The organism is Actinomadura rifamycini DSM 43936 (assembly GCF_000425065.1).
Taxonomy (GTDB): domain Bacteria; phylum Actinomycetota; class Actinomycetes; order Streptosporangiales; family Streptosporangiaceae; genus Spirillospora; species Spirillospora rifamycini.
In genome coordinates this window covers 132935-153609 of the sequence record NZ_AULB01000020.1, presented here as the reverse complement: position 1 = coordinate 153609, position 20675 = coordinate 132935, and the positions used below count along the sequence as shown (strand labels likewise).

The window sequence follows — 20675 nt, the reverse complement described above, 5'->3', positions numbered from 1 at the left end:
TCAGCGGCCGGTGAACTCGGGGCCGCGCTTCTCGACGAAGGCCCGTGCGCCTTCGGCCGCGTCGTGCACTTCCCTGTTGTTGCGGATGTGGAAGGTGTTCTGGGTGCGGAGAGCCTGCTCGAGCGGCTGGCCGTACACCCTCTCGCGCAGCTGCTTGTAGAGGCCGATCGCCCGGGTCGGGCCGGCCGCGAGGCGCCGGGCCTCGGCGAGCGCCGCGTCCCGCAGGTCCGCCTGCGGGACGACGCGGGTGTAGATGCCCAGGCGCTCGGCGTCGGCGGCGTCGAGCAGCCCTCCCGACAGGTAGATCTCCGTCGCCTTCGCGGTCCCGACGACACGGGCCAGCATGACGGCGGTGCCGGTCTGCGCCACGTTGACCAGGCAGCTGCCGATCCGGGCGGTGTCCGCGGCGATCCGCAGGTCGGCGGCGCAGGCCAGTTCGGTGCCGGCTCCGGCCGCGGGGCCGTTGACCGCCGCGATGACCGGCTGCGGCGCCGTGGCGATCGCCTCGACGATCCGCAGGTACACCGGGTCGGCGGTGTCGCCGAGGACCGGCGAGTGCCTGCGCTCCCCGGCGAGGTGCTCGTCCACCGCGCCGAGGTCGTCCCCGCCGCAGAACGCGCTGCCGGCGCCGGTCAGCACCACCGCCCGGGCCCGCGGATCGGTCTCGGCGCGCTCGAGCGCGCGCAGCAGCTCCTCGCCGAGCGCGCGGTCGAGCGCGTTGCGCCGGCCCGGTCGGTTCATCGTCAGCCACAGAACCCCCGGCGCCGGCCGCGAGGCCAGCAGGACCCCGCCTCCGGCCACCGTGCTCTCCTGCCCCTGCGTCATGCTCGGACCATCCCTCCATCGACGAACAGTGCTTGGCCGGTGACGTAGCCGGCGCCCGTCCCCAGCAGCCAGACGACCGCGGCGGCGACCTCCTCCGGGTAGCCGCAGCGGCCGAGCGGCAGCCGCGCGGCGGTCTTCTCGGCCAGCCCGCGGAGCCCGCTCTCATCGAGCATCGGGGTGTCGATGAAGCCCGGGCACACGGCGTTCGCGCGGACGCCGAGCGGTCCCAGCTCGACGGCGAGCGACCGGGTCAGGCTCAGCAGCCCGCCCTTGCTCGCGTCGTAGGCGGCCTGCCCCGCGAACCCGGTCACCGCGATCGAGCAGACGTTGACGACGGCGGCGCCCGGCCGCCCGGCGAGGGCGGGGGCCGCCTCGCGGGCCAGCCGGAACGGCGCCGCCAGGTTGACCTCCAGCACGCGCGTCCAGTCGGCGGTGCGGTGCTCGCCGAGCGGCGCGCGGTGCTCGACGCCCGCGTTGTTGACCAGGCCGTCGAGGCCGCCGAGCCGCTCGACCGCGCGGGCGACGAGCCGCCGCGGTGCGCCGCCGCCGGTCAGGTCGAGCGGCATCGTGTGCAGCCGGTCGTCCGCGACCGGGTCGCCGAACCGCCGCTCCAGGCGGCGGCATCCGGCCTCGTCGACGTCGGTCGCCAGCACCCGGGCGCCGTGCAGGAGCAGTTCGGCGACCAGCGAGGTGCCGATGCCCCCGGCCGCGCCGGTGACCAGGACCCGGCGGCCGTTCACGCCGCCGCCCCGGCACGGGCCCGGCGCAGCAGCCGTTCGGCGTTGCCGTGCAGCCAGGCGCGGACGGTGCCGTCCGGCAGGCCGAGCCGGGTCGCCTCGGCGGCGAGCGCGGCGGGCGGGCGGGCCTGCGTCCAGCTGGTCGAACCGAACATGACGCGGTCGCGGACGGGCCCGGCGCCCAGCGTCAGCAGCGCCTCCCAGCCCGATCCCGGCACCGCCATCCTGGACGGGCGGTGCGAGGAGAACTCCACGTGGACGTTGGGGTGCCGCTGCGCCACGGCCAGCATCTCGGCCACCCACGGCCAGCCTCCGTGGCCGGCCACCAGGACGAGGTCCGGGTGGGCGCCGGCGATCCGGTCCAGGACGCGCGGCGCCGAGACGTCGATCGGGACGTCGGAGCGGAAGTGCTGCCCGCAGTGCAGCCACACCGGGGCGCCGGCCTCGGCGGCGAACCGCCAGAGCTCCGCGTGCTCGGGACCGGACGGGTCGACGCCGTCGAGGAACGGGATCACCGACAGGCCGGTCGCGCCGAGCCCGTCGAGCGCGCGGCGCGCCTCGGCGAGCGCGGCCCGCGGGTCGGCGAGGCCGACGCCCGCCCACGCGCTGAGCCGGTCGGGATGCCGGGCGGCGTAGCCGGCGACCCGGTCGTTGACGGTGCCGTCCCCGACGGGCCACGGCCCGCCGTGCAGGACCTGATGGGCCACCCCCGTCTCGGCGAGCGCGCCGGCGTGGCGGTCGATGTCGAAGCCGTCCCCGAGGACGGCGGCCAGCCGCTCCGCCGTGCCCACCGGGTCGCGCGCCGCGTCCGCCGCGACCTCGCCGGGCGCGCGTCCGGTGCGGGCGGCGAGCCGCCCTGCGAAGAGGACGAGGTAGCGCGGCGCGGCGGTGGCCAGCGCGCGCAGATAGGCCGTCCAGCACTCGGTGTCATAGGCGACCTCGCAGACGTCGATCACCGGTTCACGCATCACGGCCTCCCTTATGTATAAACGTTTGTTTACCAGATCCGCCGAGCGCAGGTCAATGAACGTTCATGTGGTGATAGCGTCGAGGCGTGGCTACGACACGCTCCCGGACGACCGCCGCCGGCGCCCCGGCCGCGGCCTCGATGAGCCGGCGGATACTCGACGAGGCGGCGCGCCTGTTCTACGAGGACGGGTTCCCCGCCACCAGCGTCCGCAAGATCACCGCCGCGTGCGGGGTCACCGCGGGTTCGCTCTACAACCACTACGGATCCAAGGAGGAAGTCCTCTACGCGATCCTCAAGCGGGCCCACGAGGACTCGGAGGCGCTGCTGGAGGAGGGCCTGCTGCACGGCGGCGACCGGCCCGACCGGCAGCTGGCCGAGCTGGTGCGGGAGCTCACCCTGTTCCACACCGAGCGGCGCGTCGAGGGCCTCGTCGCCCGCACCGAGTGGCGCCACCTCCCGCCCGAGCAGGCCCGCGAGGTCCTGGACGCGCAGCGGCGCGTCCGCCGGATCTTCGAGCGGACGCTGGAGCGGGGCCTGGCCGCCGGCCGGTTCCGGCTGAGCGACCCCCGGTCGCCGCGCCCGGCGCAGGTGGACGTGGTCGCCAAGGCCATCCTCGACATGTGCATCAACGCCGGGCAGTGGTTCCGGCCGGAAGGCCCGGTGACGGCCCGCGACCTCGCCGACCAGTACGCCTTCCTCGCCCTCCAGCTCGTCGGCGCCGACCCCCGCGACACCTGACGCCTCCGGCCGCCCCGCACGCGAGGCGGCCGGAGGGCGCGCCGGACCCCGGGGTCGGCGCGCCCTCCGGCCGGGCGGTCCCGGGCGGTCCCGGGCGGTTCAGCGGGCGGCGGACGTCCCGCCGATGCGGTCCCGCCGGACGACGATGCCCAGCCGCTCGCGGTCGGCCGTGTCCGCCGTGACGCCCTCCGCGCGCAGCCGGTGCTTCTCGATCTTGTTCGTCGGGGTGTGCGGCAGCGCGCCGACCACCCGCACGTAGCGCGGCACCATGAAGTGCGCCATGCGCGGGACGAGGAAGCGCAGCAGCTCGGCGGGATCGACCGTCCCGCCGTCCACGGGGGCGACGACCGCGAGCACGTCGTCCTCGCCGTGCGGGCTCGGCACCGCGACCACCGCCGCCTCCCGGACCGCCGGATGCGCCAGCAGTTCGGCCTCCACCTCCGCCGAGGAGATGTTCTCGCCGCGCCGCCGGATCGTGTCGCCCATCCGGTCCACGAAGAAGTACTCGCCGCCCACCGTCCGGAAGGCGTCCCCGGTGTGGAACCAGCCGTTGCGCCAGGCCCGCGCCGTCGCCTCGGGCATCCCGAGGTACCCGGAGTTCATCGCCCAGGGCTGCGCGGTGCGCAGCACCAGCTCGCCGACCTCCCCGTCGGGGACGACCCGGTCGTGCTCGTCGACGACCCGGGCCTCCACGCCCGGCCGCAGCCGCCCGGACGTGCCCGGCACCTCCGGATCGGGTCCCGAGATGATCGGGATCGAGACCTCCGTCATGTTGAACATGGCGACCACCTCGACGCCGAAGCGCTCGGCGAACGCCGCGCTGTCCTCGATGAGCGGGATCATGAAGACGCGCCGCAGCGGGTGCGCTCGGTCCCGCGGGGACGGCGGCCGTTTGCCGAGGAACGTCGCCATCACGCCGAGCAGCGTGACGTGCGTGGTCCCCGTCGCGCGGACGGTCCGCCAGAACGACTCGGTGTCGAACGCGTCCACGAGGCTGATCCCGCCGCCGAACAGCAGCGCGGCGTAGGTGCCGATGGTGCCGCCCGCATGGAACAGCGGCAGGTTCACCATGTAGCGGTCGGACGCTCCGAACCCCGTGAACGCGGCGCGCGCGCACGCCGCGAGCTGGACGTACGAGCACAGCACGCCCTTCGACGGCCCGGTCGTCCCGGACGTCAGGATCACCGCGTACGGGTCCCACGGCCCGGGCGGCCCGTCCGTCCGGAACCCGGGGGCGGGCGCGGCCAGCGCGTCCGGCCCGAGCAGTTCCGGCCCCGGCGCCGCCTCCGGCGGGGCGTCGCCCGCTCCGAGCACCACCACGCGTTCCAGCGCGCCGGTGTCGATGCCGGCCAGCCGCCCCGCCAGGTCGGCGTGGACGACCGCCGCCCGGGCCCCCGACAGCCGGACGGCGTGTTCGAGCAGCCCGCCGCGGTAGGCGGTGTTGAGCGGGACGAGGGTGCAGCCGAGCAGGTTCGCGCCGAACCAGACGCGCAGCGCGTCCGGTCCGTTCGGCAGCCAGGAGACGACCGTGTCGCCCGGCCGCACGCCCAGGCCGTGCAGCCCGGCGGCGACCCGCTCGGCCTCGGCCAGAGTCGCGGCGTAGGTCCACCGCGTCCCGTCCTGGAAGACCGCGTACACCCGGTCGGGATGCTCGGCGGCACGGCGGACGAGGAGCTCCCCGACCGCGCAGTCCTCGGCCGCGGGCACCGCCGGGCCCCACCACTCATCGCTCATGTCGCTCCTCGTTCCGCTGCCCGCCGGACGCCGCCGCGCCCAGGTAGGCGACCCGCAGCGCCGGGTCCGCCGCCAGCCCGGCGGCGTCCCCGGACGCCTCCACCCCGCCGTGCCGCATGACCAGCCCCCGGTCGGCGAGCGCCAGCGCCTGGCCGACGCGCTGCTCGACCAGGATCACCGTCAGGCCCTGCTCGCGCAGCCGGTCCACCACCGCGAACACCCGTTTGACGATCACGGGCGCGAGGCCGATGGACGGCTCGTCCAGCAGCAGCGCCCGGGGCTCGCGCATCAGCGCCTGGCCGATGGCGAGCATCTGCTGCTCCCCGCCGCTGAGCACCTCCGCGTAGGCGTCCATCCGCTCGCCCAGCACCGGGAACAGGTCGACGACCCGTTCCGTCCGCTCCCGCTCGACCCTGCGCCGGTTCGGGACGTTCCAGAGCCCGAGCCGCAGGTGCTCGGCGACCGTGAGCCCCGTGAACAGGCGCCTGCCCTCGGGGATGTGGACGAGGCCGTGCGCGACGATCCGCTCCGGGCTCCACCCGGTGATGTCGGTGCCGGCGAACCGCACCGACCCGGACGTGGGGCGCAGCAGCCCCGAGATGGTGCTGAGCAGGGTGGTCTTCCCGGCGCCGTTGCCGCCGACCACCGCGAAGACCTCGCCCGTCCGGACCGCGAGGTCCACGGAGCGGACCACCGGCACCGCCCCGTAGCCGGAGCTCAGCCCGGACACCGTGATCAGTTCCTCGCCCCGCGCCGTCATGCCGGTGCCCCCAAGTACAGTTCGACGACCCGCGCGTCGCCGAGGGCCTCCTGCGGCGCCCCCGACGTCACCTGTTCGCCCCGGTCCAGGACCGTCACGACGTCGGCGACGTTCGCGACGAGCTCGATGTGGTGCTCCACCAGGACGACGGTGGTGCCGGCGTCGCGGATCGCGCGGATCAGCCGCCCCAGCGCCTCCAGCTCCCGCGGGGTGAGCCCGGCGGCCGGCTCGTCCATCAGCAGCAGCCGCGGGCGCGCCATCAGGGCCCGCGCCACCTCCAGCAGCCGCTGCTCGCCGTGCGGCAGCGCGGCGGCCTCCTCGTCCGCCCGCCCGGCCAGGCCGTGGGCGGCCAGGAGGCGGTCGGCCTCCGCCGCCAGCGCGGCCCGCTCGCGCCGGGCCCGGGGCAGCCGCAGGACGGTCGCCGGCCCGCCCGCCCGCTCGCGCGTGTAGGCGCCGAGCAGGACGTTGTCGCGCAGGCTCGACGCTCCGAGCAGCCGCGGCGTCTGGAAGACGCGCGCGACGCCGCGCCGGGCGAGCCGCTCGGCGGTGGCCCGGCTGACGTCCTCGGCGCCGAGGACCACCCGGCCCGCGTCCTGCCGCAGCAGGCGGCTGATCACGTTGAGCAGGGTCGTCTTCCCCGACCCGTTCGGCCCGACGATCGCGTGCACCTTGCCGGGCTCGATGGTGAGGTCGACGCCGCGCAGGGCGTGCACGCCGCCGAAGGACTTGCGGACGCCGGACAGCTCGACGCCGAGCGGTGCGCCGCGCGGCGGCCCGACCTCGGCGTCGCCGGTCGGCTCGGCCGCGGCGGGCGGGCGCCCCTTCCGGTGGCGCGCGAGCAGCTTGTCCCAGGCCCCCGCGATGCCCTGCGGCGCGTACACCATGAGCACGAGCAGCGCCGCGCCGTAGATGAGGCCGCGCCACTCCGCCAGGCCGGTCAGCAGTTCCGGGAGCACGAAGAACAGCAGCGTGCCGATGACCGGGCCCGCCAGGCGCGCCGCGCCGCCGATGATGACGACCAGCAGGAACAGGATCGAGAAGTCGAGCGTGAAGTCGTCCGGCGTCACGAGCCCGTGGTGGACGGCCAGCAGCGCCCCGCCCAGCCCGGCGGTGGCGCCGCCGCAGGCGAACGCGAACAGCTTGGTCCGCGCGGGGCCGACGCCGACGCTCCGCGCCATCTCCGGCGCGTCCCGGACGGCCATCATGCCCCGGCCCAGCCGGGAGTCGACGATGTTGCGGACCATGATGAACAGTACGGCGTTCAGGGCGATGACCAGCCACAGGACGTCCCGCTCCCCCGGCTCCCACGACCCGATCGCGGGCCGCGGGACGCCGACGAGCCCGGACCAGCCCCCGGTCAGCCCCTCGAACTCGACGAGCAGGCTGCGCGCCGCCATCGCCGCGCCGAGCGTCACCAGCGCGATGTACCAGGACGACAGGCGGAACGCGGGAAGCGCCATCAGGGTCCCGGCGACGGTGGTGACCAGCACCGCCGCGGGCGCCGCCGCCCAGAACGTCCAGCCGTGGCCGGCCATGAGGACGCCGGACGTGTAGGCGCCTACGGCGACCAGCGCGCCCTGGCCGAGCGAGACCTGGCCGGTGTAGCCGAACATGATGTTCAGGCCCGTCGCCACCATCACGTAGATCGCGGCCGTGGTGGCGAGGTAGGTGATCGTGGGGTCGCCGCTCGCCGGGGGCAGCACGACCGCCGCCGCGAGCAGGACGAGCCAGGGGGCGGCGCGCCGCACGGTGCCCGGCCGTCTCCGGATGGCCTCAGACATGGCGCTGCACCGCCAGACCCCGCAGGCCGTTCGGCCGGACGAGCAGGATGAGCAGCATCGCCGCGAACAGCACGACCGACTGGGAACCGGGCGAGGCGTAGGCGGCGCCGGCGGCCTCGACGGTGCCGAGCACCCATCCGGCCGCCAGCACGCCGCGGTTGTCGCCGATCCCGCCGACCGCCAGGGCGGCGAAACCCTTGATCAGTAGGCCGAGGCCCATCGTCACCGACGCCAGCAGCAGCGGTGCCGCCAGGACCCCGGTGAGCCCCGCCAGGGCGCCGCCGAGCAGGAAGGAGCGCCGGGTCAGCGCCCTCGGGTCGATGCCGCGCAGCCGGGCGCCGTCGCGGTCGGCGGCCACGGCGCGCAGCGCCGTGCCGAGCCGGGAGCGGTCCAGGAGGCCGAGCAGCAGCACCGCTGCGACGGCGACCGCCACCACCGCCACCTGGTAGCTGGAGAACCGGAACCCCGCCACGTGGACGACGTCCAGGGACAGCGGCCACGGCGGCGCGACGGTGCTCGGCTGGTCCGTCCAGAGCCGTCCGGCGGCCTCCGCGATCAGCAGCGAGAACGCCAGCGTGGTGATCACCCAGCCGGCGGCGTGGGACGACCGGCGCAGCACCGGGGTGACCGCCACCCGCTCCTCCGCCAGCGCCACGACCGCGACGACGGCCATCACGCAGACCACGGCGACGCCCCAGGGGAGCCCGCCGATCGGGGTGGCGGCCATGAGCATCGCGCCGATCATGATGAGCTCGCCCTGCGCGAAGTTCACCACGTTCGTCGGCCGGTGCAGCACGTTGAAGCCCATCGCGACGAGGCCGTACAGGCTGCCGAACACCAGTCCGGCGACCAGGATGTCGGCGAGCACCGCGATCACATCCCGTCCGCGCGGCGCCGCAGGACCCCGCCCAGGCTCTCCGGCTCCTTCGCCGACATGAGCGTCCCGATGGTGATGTCCTCGTCGGCGATGCCGGAGTGCTGCTTCGCGGTGAACGAGACCTTCGCCCGGATGCCCGCGTAGCCGCTCACCTTGTCGAGCGCCGCCTTGAGCTTCGCCGGGTCGGTGGTCCCGGTGTCCTCGACGACCTCGGCCATCAGCATCAGGTAGTCGTAGTAGGGGCTCGTCACCGCCGAGTAGCCGAGGCCGCCGGTGTCCGGGTGCGCGTTGATGCGCTCGACCAGTTCGCGCACCTCCGCGGACGGCTTCTCCCGGCCGCTGTAGGTGAGCCCGCGGTACGTGGTGCCGAAGAAGCCGTCGAGCAGCGGGCGCGGGAACTCTCCGAGCGCGTCGATGTAGTTGAGGTCGTGCGACACGATCACCGGCTGGAAGCCGCTCGCCGCCATCGCCCGCAGGATGAGGATCGTCGCCTGCGGCTGGCCCGTGAACAGCCCCAGGCCGTCCACGCCGGCGCGTTCCAGGTTGCGGACGAACGGCGTCATGTCGGAGGCGTCCACCTCGAACACCTCGACGGCGACCGGCTCGGTGGAGTAGTCGTTCCGCAGCGTCGCGACGACGGCGTCCCTGATCGAGGTGCCGAACTCCGAGTTCTCCACGATGATGCCGATCTTGCGCAGGCCGCGGACCTCGCGCAGGAAGCGCGCCGCCACCCTGGCCTGCTGCGCGGTGTTGTAGACGAGCTGGTAGTGGTACGGGAAGCGGTCGCCGTCGCCGAGCAGCTCCGCGCCGCCCCACGCCGACTGGATCACCTTCGCGCGGGCGAGCGCCGTCACCGACGCCAGCACCTGCGAGCTGCCGGTGGGGCCGACCACGAAGGCGGGCTCGTCCCGGATCAGCCGCTGCGCCACGGCGGGCTGGCCGGCCGGGCTCCCCTTGTCGTCGTGCTCGGTGACCCGCACGGCCTCCCCGAGCAACCCGCCGGCCGCCTCGATGTCCTCCAGGGCGAGCCTCGCGCCGACGTAGATCGGCTTGTAGGCGGCGGCGAGCCGGCCGGTCTTCGGCTCCACCCAGCCGATCCGGGCGGCCTTCGTCCCGCCGCCTCCCGAGCCGCCGCACCCCGCCGTCCCCAGGCCGAGCACGCCGAGCGCGGCGGCGGACGCGGCGCCCGCCAGGAACCCGCGCCGGGGCATCCCGTCCGTCCGGTAAGTGACCAAGGCCGCCTCCTCCAGTTGATGTATGAACGTTTGTATACTTCGCTCCATTGCACGTCAAGAGACCCCTGGTAGTTCGTGAGAGCCCGCAATGCGCGGCCGAGCGACGGCCGAGCCCGGCCGCCGCCCACCGCCGGCGACATCGAAGAGGGGGCGACACCTGGTCCCACGCCCCGGGAAGGTGTCGGTACGTGATCAGGATTCGCGTGGCGCGGGGGCCGACCAGGGTGTGAGGTCGAGTTCCGGATACCGCAGGGCCACGCCGGCCGGCGTCTGCGGCGTCCAGTAGGCATGTCCGGGCGGGGGGAAGCCGAAGGCTTGGAGTTGGCGAGGGGTGGCGCGGTGGACGAACTCGACCCATTCCGGCTCGAAGCTCCGCGCCGCCCACCCCGCACGTTGCCCCCAGGAGAGGCCGGACGGGCGGAAGCCCAGGTGCATGCTGTAGCGGGCCCCGCGGGGTGCCGTCAGTCGGGTCCCACGGTGGAAGGCGCCGGGTTCGAAGGCGATGACCGTTCCGGCGGGCCCTGCACCCGACACCTCGGCCTCGTACATCTCCGGGCTGCCGCTGTCATCGACGAACCGCCAAGTGCTCTGCCGTCCCGGCCGCAGGAACCAGTTCGGGACGGGGGGAATGTCCGCGGTATGCCTGCGCGAGAGCAGGTGCGGCGGCCCGAGCTCTTCGGGGACGTCGGTCAGGAAGACGAACATCTCCACCTGCAGGCAGCCCGGTGCCGTGCTGGGGACCAGCAGGGAGTGGTTGAGGTAGTCGCGGTGCATGTCCTGGTCGTAGTCGCAGGCACCGGTGTACTTCGCCCACGCCTCGGCCGTGTAGATACGGACGTCGCCGTCGTCCAGCAGTGCTCGGGCGAGCGCCAGAATGCGATGGTTCACCGCCAGCAGGCTGATCTCCGTGCTCGCGAACGGAAAGGTGTCGATGCCGGCGAACTCGTCACCGATGAAGCGTTCGCGGCGCGGGTCGGTACCGTCGTGAAAGCCCTCGGCGGAGGGAAACAGCAGGCCCAGCTCACCTGCCGCCGCCGCCAACTCCTCGGCGGGAACGAACCCTGGGAGGAGCACGAAACCATCGGTCCGCCAGTCCCGCGCCGCGCTTTCAAGGTCCATCCGCTCAGAATCACCCGGACGCACAACCCCGGACAATGCATTTTCACACCGGCCGGGCGGGTCACGCCCGGCTCGGCGATCTCAGCGCAGGTGTCGAGCGGAGCATGACCTGGTAAAACCCGAACCGTCCGCGACTCCGAGCTCGTCGCCGAGGCCATAGGCACGGTGCTGCCGGTCCGCGCGCGCCGCACCGACCGGGCCGCGGCGACCAAAGTCGTGACGGCTCTAGACCTTGGCTCGTATCACCCGGCGTCCCGAGGGCGAAACACTCTCCCCATGTGGGGATTTCTCGGGGTGATCATCATGATCCAGGGCTTCGGCTCGGCCATCGCCACGATGCTCAGCGACGACGCGAGATTCGGGTTTTTGCTGAGGTGGGCGCACGATTACCAGCCGTTCGCCGGCATCGTTACCGGCCTCCTCGGTATCGGAGTGCTCGTCCTGGGCGAGCGCGGCAAAAGCTCGAACGGCGGCTGACGGCCGACGGCCTCCGCCGGCCGCGCGGGCTCGAAGATCTGCCGAACGGCAGATGCCCGGATGCCGCCGCATTCCCGAGGCTGGTCGCCATGAACGATCACAAGCGAATCGTACGGACCGGGCTGGCCGCGGCCGTCGTGGTGCAGTTCGCCGCGGGGGCCCTGCCGCCGGGCGACGCCGCGGCGGCGGGCGGACGGGCGCTGCTGCGCGCCGACACCGACCGCGACGGGCGGCTGTCGCCCGCCGACGACGCGGGGCGCGGCGCGTGGACCGCCCGTCGCGGCGCGATCATGCTGCCGAACCTGGACGACGACACCGCCCGCTGCCCCGCCGCGGGCGCGGACGGCGCGCGGCTGGCCGACGCGGCGCTCGCCGCGTGCAACGACGCCGCGGACTCGGTGGTCAACGGCGCGGCCGACGCCGCCGACCTCGCACCGCTGGAGATCCCCGCGATGAAGGGGGCGTCCCGGTCCGCGCGGGCGGCGCTGCTGCCCGACGCCCCTGCACGGGACAAGGTGCGGATCTTCGTCGAGCGCGGCGGGCGGCTCACCGCGCTCGGCCCGGACGGCGCGATCGGCGCGGACGAACTGCGCCGCGGCGTACGGCTCGCGGTCGAGGCCCGCGACATCGCCCGCGATCCGGCCGTGTGGACAGGCTTCGCCGACCTCACCCTCACGGTGACCGACGGCGGCGCGCCCCGGTCCGACCGGGTGCGGCTGCGTGTCGCGCCGGTGCTCTTCCAGCACGACCTGCTCCGCCTGGACCGCGCCGTCGTCGCGAGCCCGAAGGCCCCCGTGACGCTCGAAGGCGGGAACGCGCCGGACGAGCCGGTCGAGGGCGCCCGGGCGTACCGGCGCGACCTGCGCCGCGGGCTGGACGCCGAAGGGCTGCGCGAGCCGTTCATCGAGTCGCCGGCGGGCGGCGACCGGTGGACGGGCGACATGTTCAAGGCGGGCTACGCCTCCATGCCCGGGCCGGGAGGCCGGGAGCACCGCATCGTCGTCAACCTCAGGTCCCCGGCCGTCACCCCGGACTTCCCGGCCCGCGACCGTCCGCTGCGCGACGCGTCCCGGCCGGTCTTCACGATGCTGCGCGGGCCGGGCGTCGCGGGCGTCCAGCAGTTCGACGCCGGGGCGGTGGACCGGCCCGACGACAACCTCTACTACGGGTCGGCGAGTTCGAGCGGCAACTTCGGGACGATCCCGCCGCACGGGAAGTACCCCACCGGGCGGATCGTGTACGGCGGCGAGGGCGAGTTCGCCCCGGACGCGACGTTCCTCCGGATGCTGGAGGCGCAGGGCTACCAGGACCCGATCGCCATCGACTCCGGCTGGCTCGGCGTCGGGCACATCGACGAGTTCCTCCACTTCGTGCCCAGGCGCGGCGGGAAGGGCTGGTCGATGGTCGTCGCCGACCCGCGCATGGGCATGGACCTGCTGAGGAAGGTCGCCGCGTCCGGGGGCGGCGGGCAGCGCCTGGTGCAGGGCGTCCCCGCGTCCGGCACCCGCTTCCCGGGCCTCACGGTCGCCCAGGCGGTCGGCAAGCCGGAACTGGTCGAGGGCACCCGGGTCGCGGCGGCGGGCGTGGACCGGGCGCTCGGCCGGCTTCGCGAGAAGGCCGGGATCACCGAGCAGGACGTGATCCGCGTCCCGGGCCTCTTCACCAGCCTGGACGGGGAGGTCCCCGGCGACTACCCGCGCAAGGGCCTCACCGTCGCCTACCTCCCGGGCGTCGCGAACGGCGTCAGCACCGGGACCGGCGGCTACCTGGCCCCGGCCCAGCACGGACCGCGGCTGGCGGGCCGGGACGTCTTCCAGCAGACCACCGAGGACGCCCTGCGCCGCGGCGGCGTCCGCGTCCACTGGATCGAGGACTGGTTCTACTCGCACCACGTCGGCACGGCGGGCGGCAACGTCCACTGCGTCACCAACGTCCAGCGGGACTTGAGCGGCACCACCCCCTGGTGGCGCCAAGCCTGACACCCGCCCGGAACGTCGTCTCGACCGGACGCCGGTGACAATCCCCATCTGGACGACATCCTCGACGAGGTGTCGCGGTGGGAGCTTCTCGCTCAGTTCGCCGGCGACGGCGACGCCGGCATGATGTGGGGCGATGGGGGCGTCCTCTACTGGCTGACCACCGCCGACGACCTCGCCGCCCGGCGTTTCGACCGCGCCCGTTTCACCTGGCAGTGCCATTGAGATCGGCCGCTTCCGTGGACGGGGTCGATCACCGGGCCGCCGCGGCGGCGGTTCTCCCCCGCCGCCCGGTCAGTCCGGGACGATGACGGCCCTGCCGCGTCCCTCGTGCGCCCATGCCTCGCCGACGCGGCTGAGCGGGTAGGCGGTGTACGGCGCCTCGAAGGTCCCGTCGCCGAACCGGGCGATGATCTCGGGAAGTTCCGCGATCATATGCGCCTTCGAGACCGAGCCCGCGCCGCTGCCGCTGATCCGGACGCGCCGGCTGCGCAGGAGCGCCGCGGGCAGGGCCGCCTCGGTCCCGGCGAGTGAACCGATCTGCACGTAGTCGACGGGCGCGCCGCCGTCGTCCGTTCCGGTCGTGCCCAGAGCGGCGAAGGCGGCCTCGGCGACGGGGCCCCACACGAAGTCGAGGACGAGCGTGGGCCGCGCCTCGGCGACGGCCGCGCCGAGGGCCGCCGCCCAGGAGTCGGGTGCGGTGGCCACGAGTTCGACGGTGTCGGCGCCGAGGCCGCGCAGCGACTCCAGCGCCCCGGGGTCGCGTCCGGCCGCGACGACCCGCTCCGCGCCGAGGGCCATCGCCGCCCGGACCGCCAGGCCGCCCGACATGCCGGTCGCGCCGAGCACCAGCGTGGTGCCGATCCCGCCCGTCTCCTTGCGGCGGGCGGCCAGCGCCATCCAGCCCGACATGGCGGGGTTCATGCCGACGGCGACCGCGAGCGGATCGGCCCCGGCGGGCAGCTCCACCTCGAACGGGGTGACCAGCAGTTCGGCCATCGTGCCCCACGGCGACCGGGCGAACCCCGTGTAGACCAGCCGCCCGTCGCCGGTCCGGGCCACGGCGTCGACCCCCGGCACGAGCGGATACGCCTGCTCACTGCCGTAGTGGCGGCCGGAGGCCAGCCCGCGGACGATGTGGTGCAGACCCGCGCCGACGAGACGCAGCGGCGGCCGGTCCTGCCCGGGCTCCGGGTCCGGGAAGTCGGTGCAGACGGGGGTCGCTCCCGGAGTGGTGACGACTGCAGCACGCATGGCACGCTTCTAAACTAAGTTCAATTCGGTTGCCGCCCACCGTGCCTGAACTTTGTTAAGGTGTCAATCGTGGCGAAGGGCATCACGCGGGAGCGGATCGTGGCGGCGGCCCTCGAGCTGCTCAATGACCAGGGCATGGACGCCCTCACCGTCCGCGCGCTCGCCGCCCGGCTCGACGTGGGCGCCCCCGCGCTGTACTGGCACGTCCGCAACAAGCAGGAACTGCTCGACGAGATGAGCACGTTCGTCATGCGCCGCGTCACCGACGCCGTTACGGCGATTTCTCCCAGCGGCAGCTGGCGCGACGACGTGGCCGCCTACGCCCGCGCTCTCCGAGCGGAGTACCTGCGCCACCGGGACGGCGCGCGCATCTTCAGCGGCACGCGCTTCTCCGACCCCGATGTGGTGAAGGCGAAGGAGTCCTGGCTCGCCCGCCTGACCGCGGCCGGTTTCACGCTCGCCGAGGCGGACGACGTGCTCGACCTGGTCATCGCATTCGTGGTGGGGTTCGTCATCGAGGAACAGGAGCGGACCCAGACGGAACCCGGCCGGTACTCGCCCGCCGAGCGCGACGCTTGGCTGGGCGACGGCGCGGAGCTGGTCAAGGCCGCCGGACACCTCCGCGACGACGGCGACCCGCGGTTCGAACGGCAGCTCGGCATCGTCCTCGACGGTTTCGCCGCCCGCCTGCGCACCTGACGGCCCCGCGACCGCCGCGCCGCCTCCGGCCGATCGTCCGGCCGACGTGCGACCTGGCCGGACGCCCATCGCCGGGCACGAATTCCGCCCTTACGAAATTCATCGACACCCGAGCCGGGTGAGCGATGACACGGATAGCGCAGATACTGCGAGAAAGTTCACTATCGTCCGGTGATCGCCGACGCTATCTTGAAGTATGTCGCCGCGACCCTCGGGATGGCGCCGAGACGACGAACGATATCGAGCGAACCACGAGCCGGCTCTCCGCGGATGTTCGTGCGGAGGGCGCAAGAGCACGAGCACTTCGAATGGGGCATCATGGCGATCTTGGTGACTGGTGCGACCGGCAATGTCGGTCGCCACGTCGTGGACCTGCTGCTGCGGGCGGGAATGGACGTCCGGGCGACGTCCCGCAATCCGGAGTCGCTCGACCTGCCGCCGCAGGTCGATGTGCGCAGGGCGGATCTCAACGACCCGAAAACGTTCGAGCAGGCGATGCAAGGAGTGGAGAAAGTCTTCCTGTACACCCAGCCGTCCGGCACCGAGGGGGTCATGGAGGTCGCGAAGGCCGCGGGCGTCGAGCACGCCGTGCTCCTGTCCTCGCTGGCCGCCGCCGGTCGCGATCCGGACCACTGGATCGCGCGGTGGCATCGGGCGGCGGAGGACTCGATCGAGCGGTCCGGCCTGTCGTGGACGTTCGTGCGGCCGGGCCCGTTCGCCGCGAACTCCTTGCAGTGGGCCGGGGCCATCAAGGCCGGTGAGCCGGTACGGCTCCTCTACGCGCACTCCTACCTGTCCTCCATCCACGAGCGGGACATAGCCGAGGTCGCCACCTGCGCTCTGCTGCAGGAGGGCCACGCCGGGGCGAAGTATCACATCACCGGTGGCGACAGCGTCACGCAGGCGGAGCAGATCGCCCTCATCGGTCGGGCGATCGGCCGCGACGTGGCGTTCGAGGACCTCACGGGCGACGACGCGCGCGCCGAGTTCCACGCACGGATCGGGACCCGCCTCGAAGAGCTGGTAGAGGAGGGGACGATCTCCCGGACGGACACGCCGGAGATCATCGAGACCAGGATCCGCTACTACGTGGAGGCCCTCGAAGGGCCCGAGGAGATCGACGGCACCGTCGAGCGAGTCCTGGGCAAGCCGGCGCGAACCTTCGCGGAGTGGGCGGCCGATCACAAGGCCGACTTCGCGGACTAAAGATCCGGCTCCTGGTGGCCGTCGGGCCGCGGCGTCGCCCTACCAGGATGAGGGATGCTCAGCCCGACCGTCTCTTGGCTATCGTTTCCGAGTCGGAGCGCACGCCCGCTTCACACCGTTCGGGACACACGCTTTCGAGCACGATATTGAGGGGGTTCACGGCCTCACCGCCGAAGTCGGCGAAGACAGCCAACCTGTTGCATGAGAAGTGTCAACTGAACCGTTCACGGCACCCATCCCATCATCGCGAAAACTCCGCCATTTAATCGACCCCGGAGCAATACGGCCACCCCCGCCGACCGGCTGCCGCGGCTATCGAGCCACTGCGTTCGAGCATTTTCAACTCCTCCCTGAGAGTCTTTTCTTTCCTGGCGAGTCTCTACGCCTCTCCCTTTACATGCATGTCACTGCATTCATTGATGGAAGGCACTCCCCATGACCGACACCGTCGTGTTCCCGCAGAACCGCACCTGCCCCTACCAGCCCGCGCCGGCCTACCTACCGCTGGCCGAGCAGCGGCCCCTCGCCCAGGTCGCCCTCTACGACGGCCGGCGCGTCTGGGCGGTCACGAATCGCGATGTGGCCCGCCGGCTCCTGGGCGACCCCCGCATCTCCAGCGACCGCACCGATCCGGCGTGGCCCATGATGTTCCCGAGCATCGCCGCCGCGGTCGGCGACGTCCAGCAGAAGGTCATGAAGATCGTCACCGCGTTGGTGGGCGTGGACGGCCCGGTGCACAACGCCCGGCGCAAGATGATGATCCCCAGCTTCACGATGAAGCGGATCAACGCCCTGCGTCCGGAGATCCAGGAGATCGTCGACCGCCGGTTGGACCACATGCTCGAGAACGGCGCTCCCGCGGATCTGATCCCCGCGTTCGCGGCACCCGTGCCCGCGAAGGTGCTGTACCAGATGATGGGCATCCCGGACGACGACCACGCTCTGTTCGAGAAGCGGACGCACCAGCTCGCGGCCGGCCCGAACGCCAATGCGGCGTACGACGAGCTCATGGCCTACATGGACGGGCTGATCGCGCAGAAACGGCGGAACCCCGGTGACAGCGTCCTCGACGACCTCGTCGCGAAGCGCGGCGCCACGGACGACGTGGACGGCGAAGAGCTGGTCTCGACGCTGGTCCTGCAGGTGGCCGGCGGCCACGGCACCACCGGAAGCATGATCTCGCTCAGCACGTTCGCCCTGCTTCAGGCCCCCGAGCGCCTCGCCGAGCTGCGCTCCGACCCGTCGCTGATGCCCGCCGCGGTGGACGAGCTGCTGCGGCTCCTGTCCATCCCCGACGGCGTGTCGCGGCTGGCCACGGAGGACATCGAGGTCGAAGGCACCATCATCCGCAAGAACGACGGCGTGTTCTTCATAACCTCCCTCATCAACCGCGACGGGGACGTTTACGAGACGCCGGACTCCCTCGTCTGGAACCGCTCATCCACCCGGGACCACGTCTCGTTCGGGTTCGGCCCCCACCAGTGCCTCGGGCAGAACCTCGCGCGCGTCACGATGGAGATCGCTCTCGGCACCCTGATCCGGCGGCTTCCCGGCCTGCGCCTGGCGGTTCCGGCAGAGCAGATCCCGTTCAACCCCATAGCCGGCTTCCAGGTCTTGGACGAACTACCTGTGACCTGGTGAACCGGGCCGGCGGCGTGCCCACCGTCCGATCGGTCCCGGTCAGCCGGCCGGGGACCTCCGCGTCCCGGCCGCGAGGGAAGGACGCTCCGCCCCGTCCCCGCTCCCGGCCCGCCGGGCGGGAACCACCGCGACCGTGCACGGCGCCCGGTGGATCATCGCCTCGCTCGTCGCGCCCAGCGCCCGCGGATCGAGACGGCCCGTGCCCCGGGCGCCGACGACGAGCAGGTCCGCCTCGCCGACCGCCGCCGGCAGGGCCTCGCGCGGCGGATCCGGCAGGACGGCCAGTTCCACCTCGACGCCCGGATGCCTCGACCGCCACGGGGCGACGGCGTCCGCCCCCCTGTCCGTCCGCGCCCGCACCAGCCGCTCGGCGTCGCCGAACAGCGGAAGCTCGGCCTCCCTCGCCGCTCCCGGCTCCCAGCAGGCGTGCACCACCCGCAGCGGCCACCCCCGCAGAGCGGCCTCGGCGAAGGCGAAGCCGAGCGCCGACGCGGCTCCCGCCGACCCGTCGAAACCCGCCACGATCCGCCCGGGACGCGCCCGCGCCCGCCGGGCGACGAGCACCGGCCGCCGGGTGAGCGCCGGAAGGCGCAGCGCCGTCGACCACACCGGCAGCGGACGCCGGTCGTGCGTACCGACGACGACCAGTTCGGCGCGTTCCGATTCCCGTTGCAGCCCGGCCGCGGCCGAGCCCCGCACCAGGCACGTCCGGACGGGCCCGGCGGCGCCCAGCGCACGCGCCCGCCGGACGCCCTCGGCGAGGATGTTCTCCCCGACGCGCCTGACGCTGCCCTCCACGCGCGGGTCGGCATGGGACTCCGGATAGGGCCAGTACCAGCCGTGGCACATCACCAGGTCGCATCCGCGCAGTGCGGCCTCGTCGACCGCCCACCGCAGCGCGGCGTCGCTGCCCTCGAACCCGTCGTAGCCGAGCAGGACGTTCCGCCTGCCCGCCGGTGCGTCGCTCATCACTGCCCCTCGCGATCGGAACCGCCGGTTCACCTCGAAGTGTGCGCCGTGGGGCGCCGCCGCACATGGGTCGAAGGTCCCGGGGAACGGTGACCGATGTCCCTGCGGACCGCCACCGGCGGCGCCGAGGCTGGAATCGCCGCCCACGGGCAACAAGGAGATGACATGGGCACACCGCAACGAAGAGAGCACCACGGCTTCCTTCCGGACCTGTTCGGCTGGGTCGAGGCCCCCGTCGGCACGCTGCGGCCCGAAACCGCCCCGGCGATGCGCGTGGAGGACTACCGCGAGGGCGGCGACCACGTCGTCCGGGTGGAACTGCCCGGGATCGACCCCGACGAGGACGTCGAGATCACCGTCACCGGCGACGTGCTCCGCATCCACGCCGAACGCCATGAGGAGAAGAAGCAGAACCACCGGTCGGAGTTCCACTACGGCGCCTTCACACGGTCGTTCACGCTCCCGCCGGAGACCCGGGCCGACGACATCAGGGCCTCGTACGACAAGGGGATCCTGACCGTCCGGATCCCCGTCCACCCGGCGGCCGCGCCCGAAGCCAGACGCATCGCCATCGAGAAGTGACACCCCGGAGAGAGAGGGCGCCAAGGAGGACCCGGCGTCCTCTCAGGAGGCCCGGCTACCCCCTCGGACGGACGAGCGCGACCGGGCACTCCGCATGGTGCACCAGCGCGTGCCGCACGGCGTGGCGCCGGGGCAGGCGCGCCTCCGGCTGCGCGCGTTCGACGCCCGCGACGACCAGGTCGGCCTCACGGGACGCGGCCACCAGCGCGGCCGCCGGGCGGTCCTGCACAATGTCCTCGATCACGTCGGCCTCCGGGTACCGGTGCCGCAGATCCGCGCACTCCTCGGCGATCCGCGAGCGCGCACGCTCTTCCGAACGCTCCAGATCCGAGGCGAGATGCTCCTCGTCCGTCCCTTTCGGGAGCGGGACCGCATGGACGACCCGGACGCGGAGGCCGCGGGAGACCGCCTCCTCGAACGCGTAAGCCAGCGCGGAAGCGTCCCCTTCCAGGCTCGCCCCGACCGCCAGCTCGCCCCGCCGCCCCCCGGTCTCGCCTCGCACGACCACCACCGGCGACTGCGCGTACGCCACCACCCCCACGCTCACCGACCCCAGCAGCAGGCCGGCGAAACCTCCCAGACCCCGGTGCCCCACAACGAGTTCCGACGCGTGCTGCGAGCCCTCGCTCAGCACCCGGACGGTACCGCCCACGGCCAGCCTGCACTCCAGCTCCACGTCGGGCCTCCAAGCGAGCGCGACCCGCTCCCCCTCCGCCAGGACCTGGTTGTCCGTCCAGGTGATCGACTCGGAATCATCCGGCGCCGCATGGAAAGGGATCTCGTACGGCCACACCTCGGACACATAGACCAGCCGCAGGACACGGCCCATGCGGACCGCCCGGTCGGCCGCCCACTCGACGGCCCGATCCGACGGCCGGGACCCGTCGACCCCCACGACGATCGGCAGCAGACCGCCGCCGCCGTCCCCCGCGCTCGTCTCCATCGGCTTCGCCTCCCCACGACTCGCCTACGTAGCCCTCGCAGACGGCCCCGGTCGTTCATGTCCATCCTGGCCGCTCCCCTCAGGCCGTCGCAGAGGGTGTTGGTCCAGTCCGTCCAGGACCAAAGTCCCCCGCGCCAGGACCGCAAGCCAGG

20 protein-coding genes are annotated in these 20675 nt (G+C 73.3%); 8 read left to right on the top strand and 12 right to left on the bottom strand.

Annotated features, from left to right (window positions below):
* The 3 genes from H505_RS43230 to H505_RS43225 are packed head-to-tail and all read right to left on the bottom strand — an operon-like array spanning position 1 to position 2530.
* Positions 1–825, bottom strand: coding sequence for an enoyl-CoA hydratase-related protein (locus tag H505_RS43230; RefSeq protein WP_051300939.1), 825 nt, complete (start codon positions 823–825; stop codon positions 1–3).
* Positions 822–1565 (bottom strand): SDR family NAD(P)-dependent oxidoreductase, encoded by a 744-nt coding sequence (locus H505_RS0120325; RefSeq protein ID WP_026403449.1) that lies wholly within the window; start codon positions 1563–1565, stop codon positions 822–824. Before H505_RS0120325 ends, H505_RS43230 begins: the two co-directional genes overlap by 4 nt.
* On the bottom strand, positions 1562–2530 hold the full coding sequence (locus tag H505_RS43225) for an amidohydrolase family protein (RefSeq protein ID WP_051300938.1): 969 nt from the start codon (positions 2528–2530) through the stop codon (positions 1562–1564). Before H505_RS43225 ends, H505_RS0120325 begins: the two co-directional genes overlap by 4 nt.
* An 86-nt stretch (positions 2531–2616) precedes the next feature.
* Between H505_RS43225 and H505_RS0120315 the strand changes: the two genes are divergently transcribed.
* A complete protein-coding gene (locus H505_RS0120315; protein ID WP_125610874.1) occupies positions 2617–3270 on the top strand; it encodes a TetR/AcrR family transcriptional regulator in 654 nt (217 codons plus the stop codon).
* 99 nt (positions 3271–3369) lie between these two features.
* On the opposite strand, the gene H505_RS0120310 is transcribed toward H505_RS0120315, so the two are convergent.
* From H505_RS0120310 to H505_RS0120285, 6 genes are all read right to left on the bottom strand, one after another.
* Entirely contained in the window at positions 3370–5004 is a 1635-nt protein-coding gene (locus H505_RS0120310; protein ID WP_026403447.1) for an AMP-binding protein, read from the bottom strand.
* Entirely contained in the window at positions 4994–5764 is a 771-nt protein-coding gene (locus H505_RS43220; protein ID WP_034518858.1) for an ABC transporter ATP-binding protein, read from the bottom strand. The genes H505_RS0120310 and H505_RS43220 overlap by 11 nt, the downstream gene beginning before the upstream one ends.
* Positions 5761–7545, bottom strand: a complete 1785-nt coding sequence (locus H505_RS0120300; protein WP_084550553.1) for a branched-chain amino acid ABC transporter ATP-binding protein/permease — start codon at positions 7543–7545, stop codon at positions 5761–5763. The genes H505_RS43220 and H505_RS0120300 overlap by 4 nt, the downstream gene beginning before the upstream one ends.
* Positions 7538–8422, bottom strand: a complete 885-nt coding sequence (locus H505_RS0120295; RefSeq protein ID WP_026403445.1) for a branched-chain amino acid ABC transporter permease — start codon at positions 8420–8422, stop codon at positions 7538–7540. Before H505_RS0120295 ends, H505_RS0120300 begins: the two co-directional genes overlap by 8 nt.
* Positions 8419–9657, bottom strand: a complete 1239-nt coding sequence (locus H505_RS0120290) for an ABC transporter substrate-binding protein (protein ID WP_169528849.1) — start codon at positions 9655–9657, stop codon at positions 8419–8421. Before H505_RS0120290 ends, H505_RS0120295 begins: the two co-directional genes overlap by 4 nt.
* A 192-nt stretch (positions 9658–9849) precedes the next feature.
* On the bottom strand, positions 9850–10776 hold the full coding sequence (locus tag H505_RS0120285; protein ID WP_026403443.1) for a phytanoyl-CoA dioxygenase family protein: 927 nt from the start codon (positions 10774–10776) through the stop codon (positions 9850–9852).
* 294 nt (positions 10777–11070) lie between these two features.
* Here H505_RS0120285 and H505_RS43215 point away from each other — a divergent pair, with 294 nt between their 5' ends.
* The 3 genes from H505_RS43215 (at position 11071) to H505_RS49090 (ending at position 13454) form a co-directional block, all read left to right on the top strand.
* The gene (locus H505_RS43215; RefSeq protein ID WP_157433065.1) at positions 11071–11253 is read left to right on the top strand and encodes a hypothetical protein; all 183 of its coding nucleotides are present in this window, start codon (positions 11071–11073) and stop codon (positions 11251–11253) included.
* Positions 11254–11342: 89 nt separating this feature from the next.
* Positions 11343–13232, top strand: coding sequence for a protein-arginine deiminase family protein (locus tag H505_RS0120275; RefSeq protein ID WP_026403442.1), 1890 nt, complete (start codon positions 11343–11345; stop codon positions 13230–13232).
* Positions 13233–13301: 69 nt separating this feature from the next.
* Positions 13302–13454 (top strand): DUF1963 domain-containing protein, encoded by a 153-nt coding sequence (locus H505_RS49090; RefSeq protein WP_245592580.1) that lies wholly within the window; start codon positions 13302–13304, stop codon positions 13452–13454.
* A 69-nt stretch (positions 13455–13523) separates the two neighbouring features.
* Here H505_RS49090 and H505_RS0120265 read toward each other — a convergent pair whose 3' ends face one another.
* Positions 13524–14483: a quinone oxidoreductase family protein gene (locus H505_RS0120265; RefSeq protein WP_026403441.1), complete on the bottom strand. Its 960-nt coding sequence runs from the start codon at positions 14481–14483 to the stop codon at positions 13524–13526.
* Between the two features lie 69 nt (positions 14484–14552).
* Here H505_RS0120265 and H505_RS0120260 point away from each other — a divergent pair, with 69 nt between their 5' ends.
* The 3 genes from H505_RS0120260 (at position 14553) to H505_RS0120250 (ending at position 18029) form a co-directional block, all read left to right on the top strand.
* Entirely contained in the window at positions 14553–15182 is a 630-nt protein-coding gene (locus H505_RS0120260; RefSeq protein WP_026403440.1) for a TetR/AcrR family transcriptional regulator C-terminal domain-containing protein, read from the top strand.
* Positions 15183–15353: 171 nt separating this feature from the next.
* Complete coding sequence (locus tag H505_RS0120255; RefSeq protein WP_211238519.1) at positions 15354–16388, top strand: NAD(P)H-binding protein; 1035 nt, start codon at positions 15354–15356, stop codon at positions 16386–16388.
* 435 nt (positions 16389–16823) lie between these two features.
* Positions 16824–18029: a cytochrome P450 gene (locus tag H505_RS0120250; protein WP_026403438.1), complete on the top strand. Its 1206-nt coding sequence runs from the start codon at positions 16824–16826 to the stop codon at positions 18027–18029.
* 39 nt (positions 18030–18068) lie between these two features.
* On the opposite strand, the gene H505_RS43210 is transcribed toward H505_RS0120250, so the two are convergent.
* Entirely contained in the window at positions 18069–18998 is a 930-nt protein-coding gene (locus H505_RS43210) for a universal stress protein (RefSeq protein ID WP_051300936.1), read from the bottom strand.
* A 165-nt stretch (positions 18999–19163) separates the two neighbouring features.
* Between H505_RS43210 and H505_RS0120240 the strand changes: the two genes are divergently transcribed.
* Positions 19164–19580 carry an Hsp20/alpha crystallin family protein gene (locus tag H505_RS0120240; protein ID WP_026403437.1) on the top strand — a complete coding sequence of 139 codons (417 nt, stop codon included), beginning with the start codon at positions 19164–19166 and terminating at the stop codon, positions 19578–19580.
* A gap of 55 nt (positions 19581–19635) precedes the next feature.
* On the opposite strand, the gene H505_RS0120235 is transcribed toward H505_RS0120240, so the two are convergent.
* Positions 19636–20523 (bottom strand): universal stress protein, encoded by an 888-nt coding sequence (locus H505_RS0120235; protein WP_051300935.1) that lies wholly within the window; start codon positions 20521–20523, stop codon positions 19636–19638.
* Positions 20524–20675: the final 152 nt, after the last annotated feature.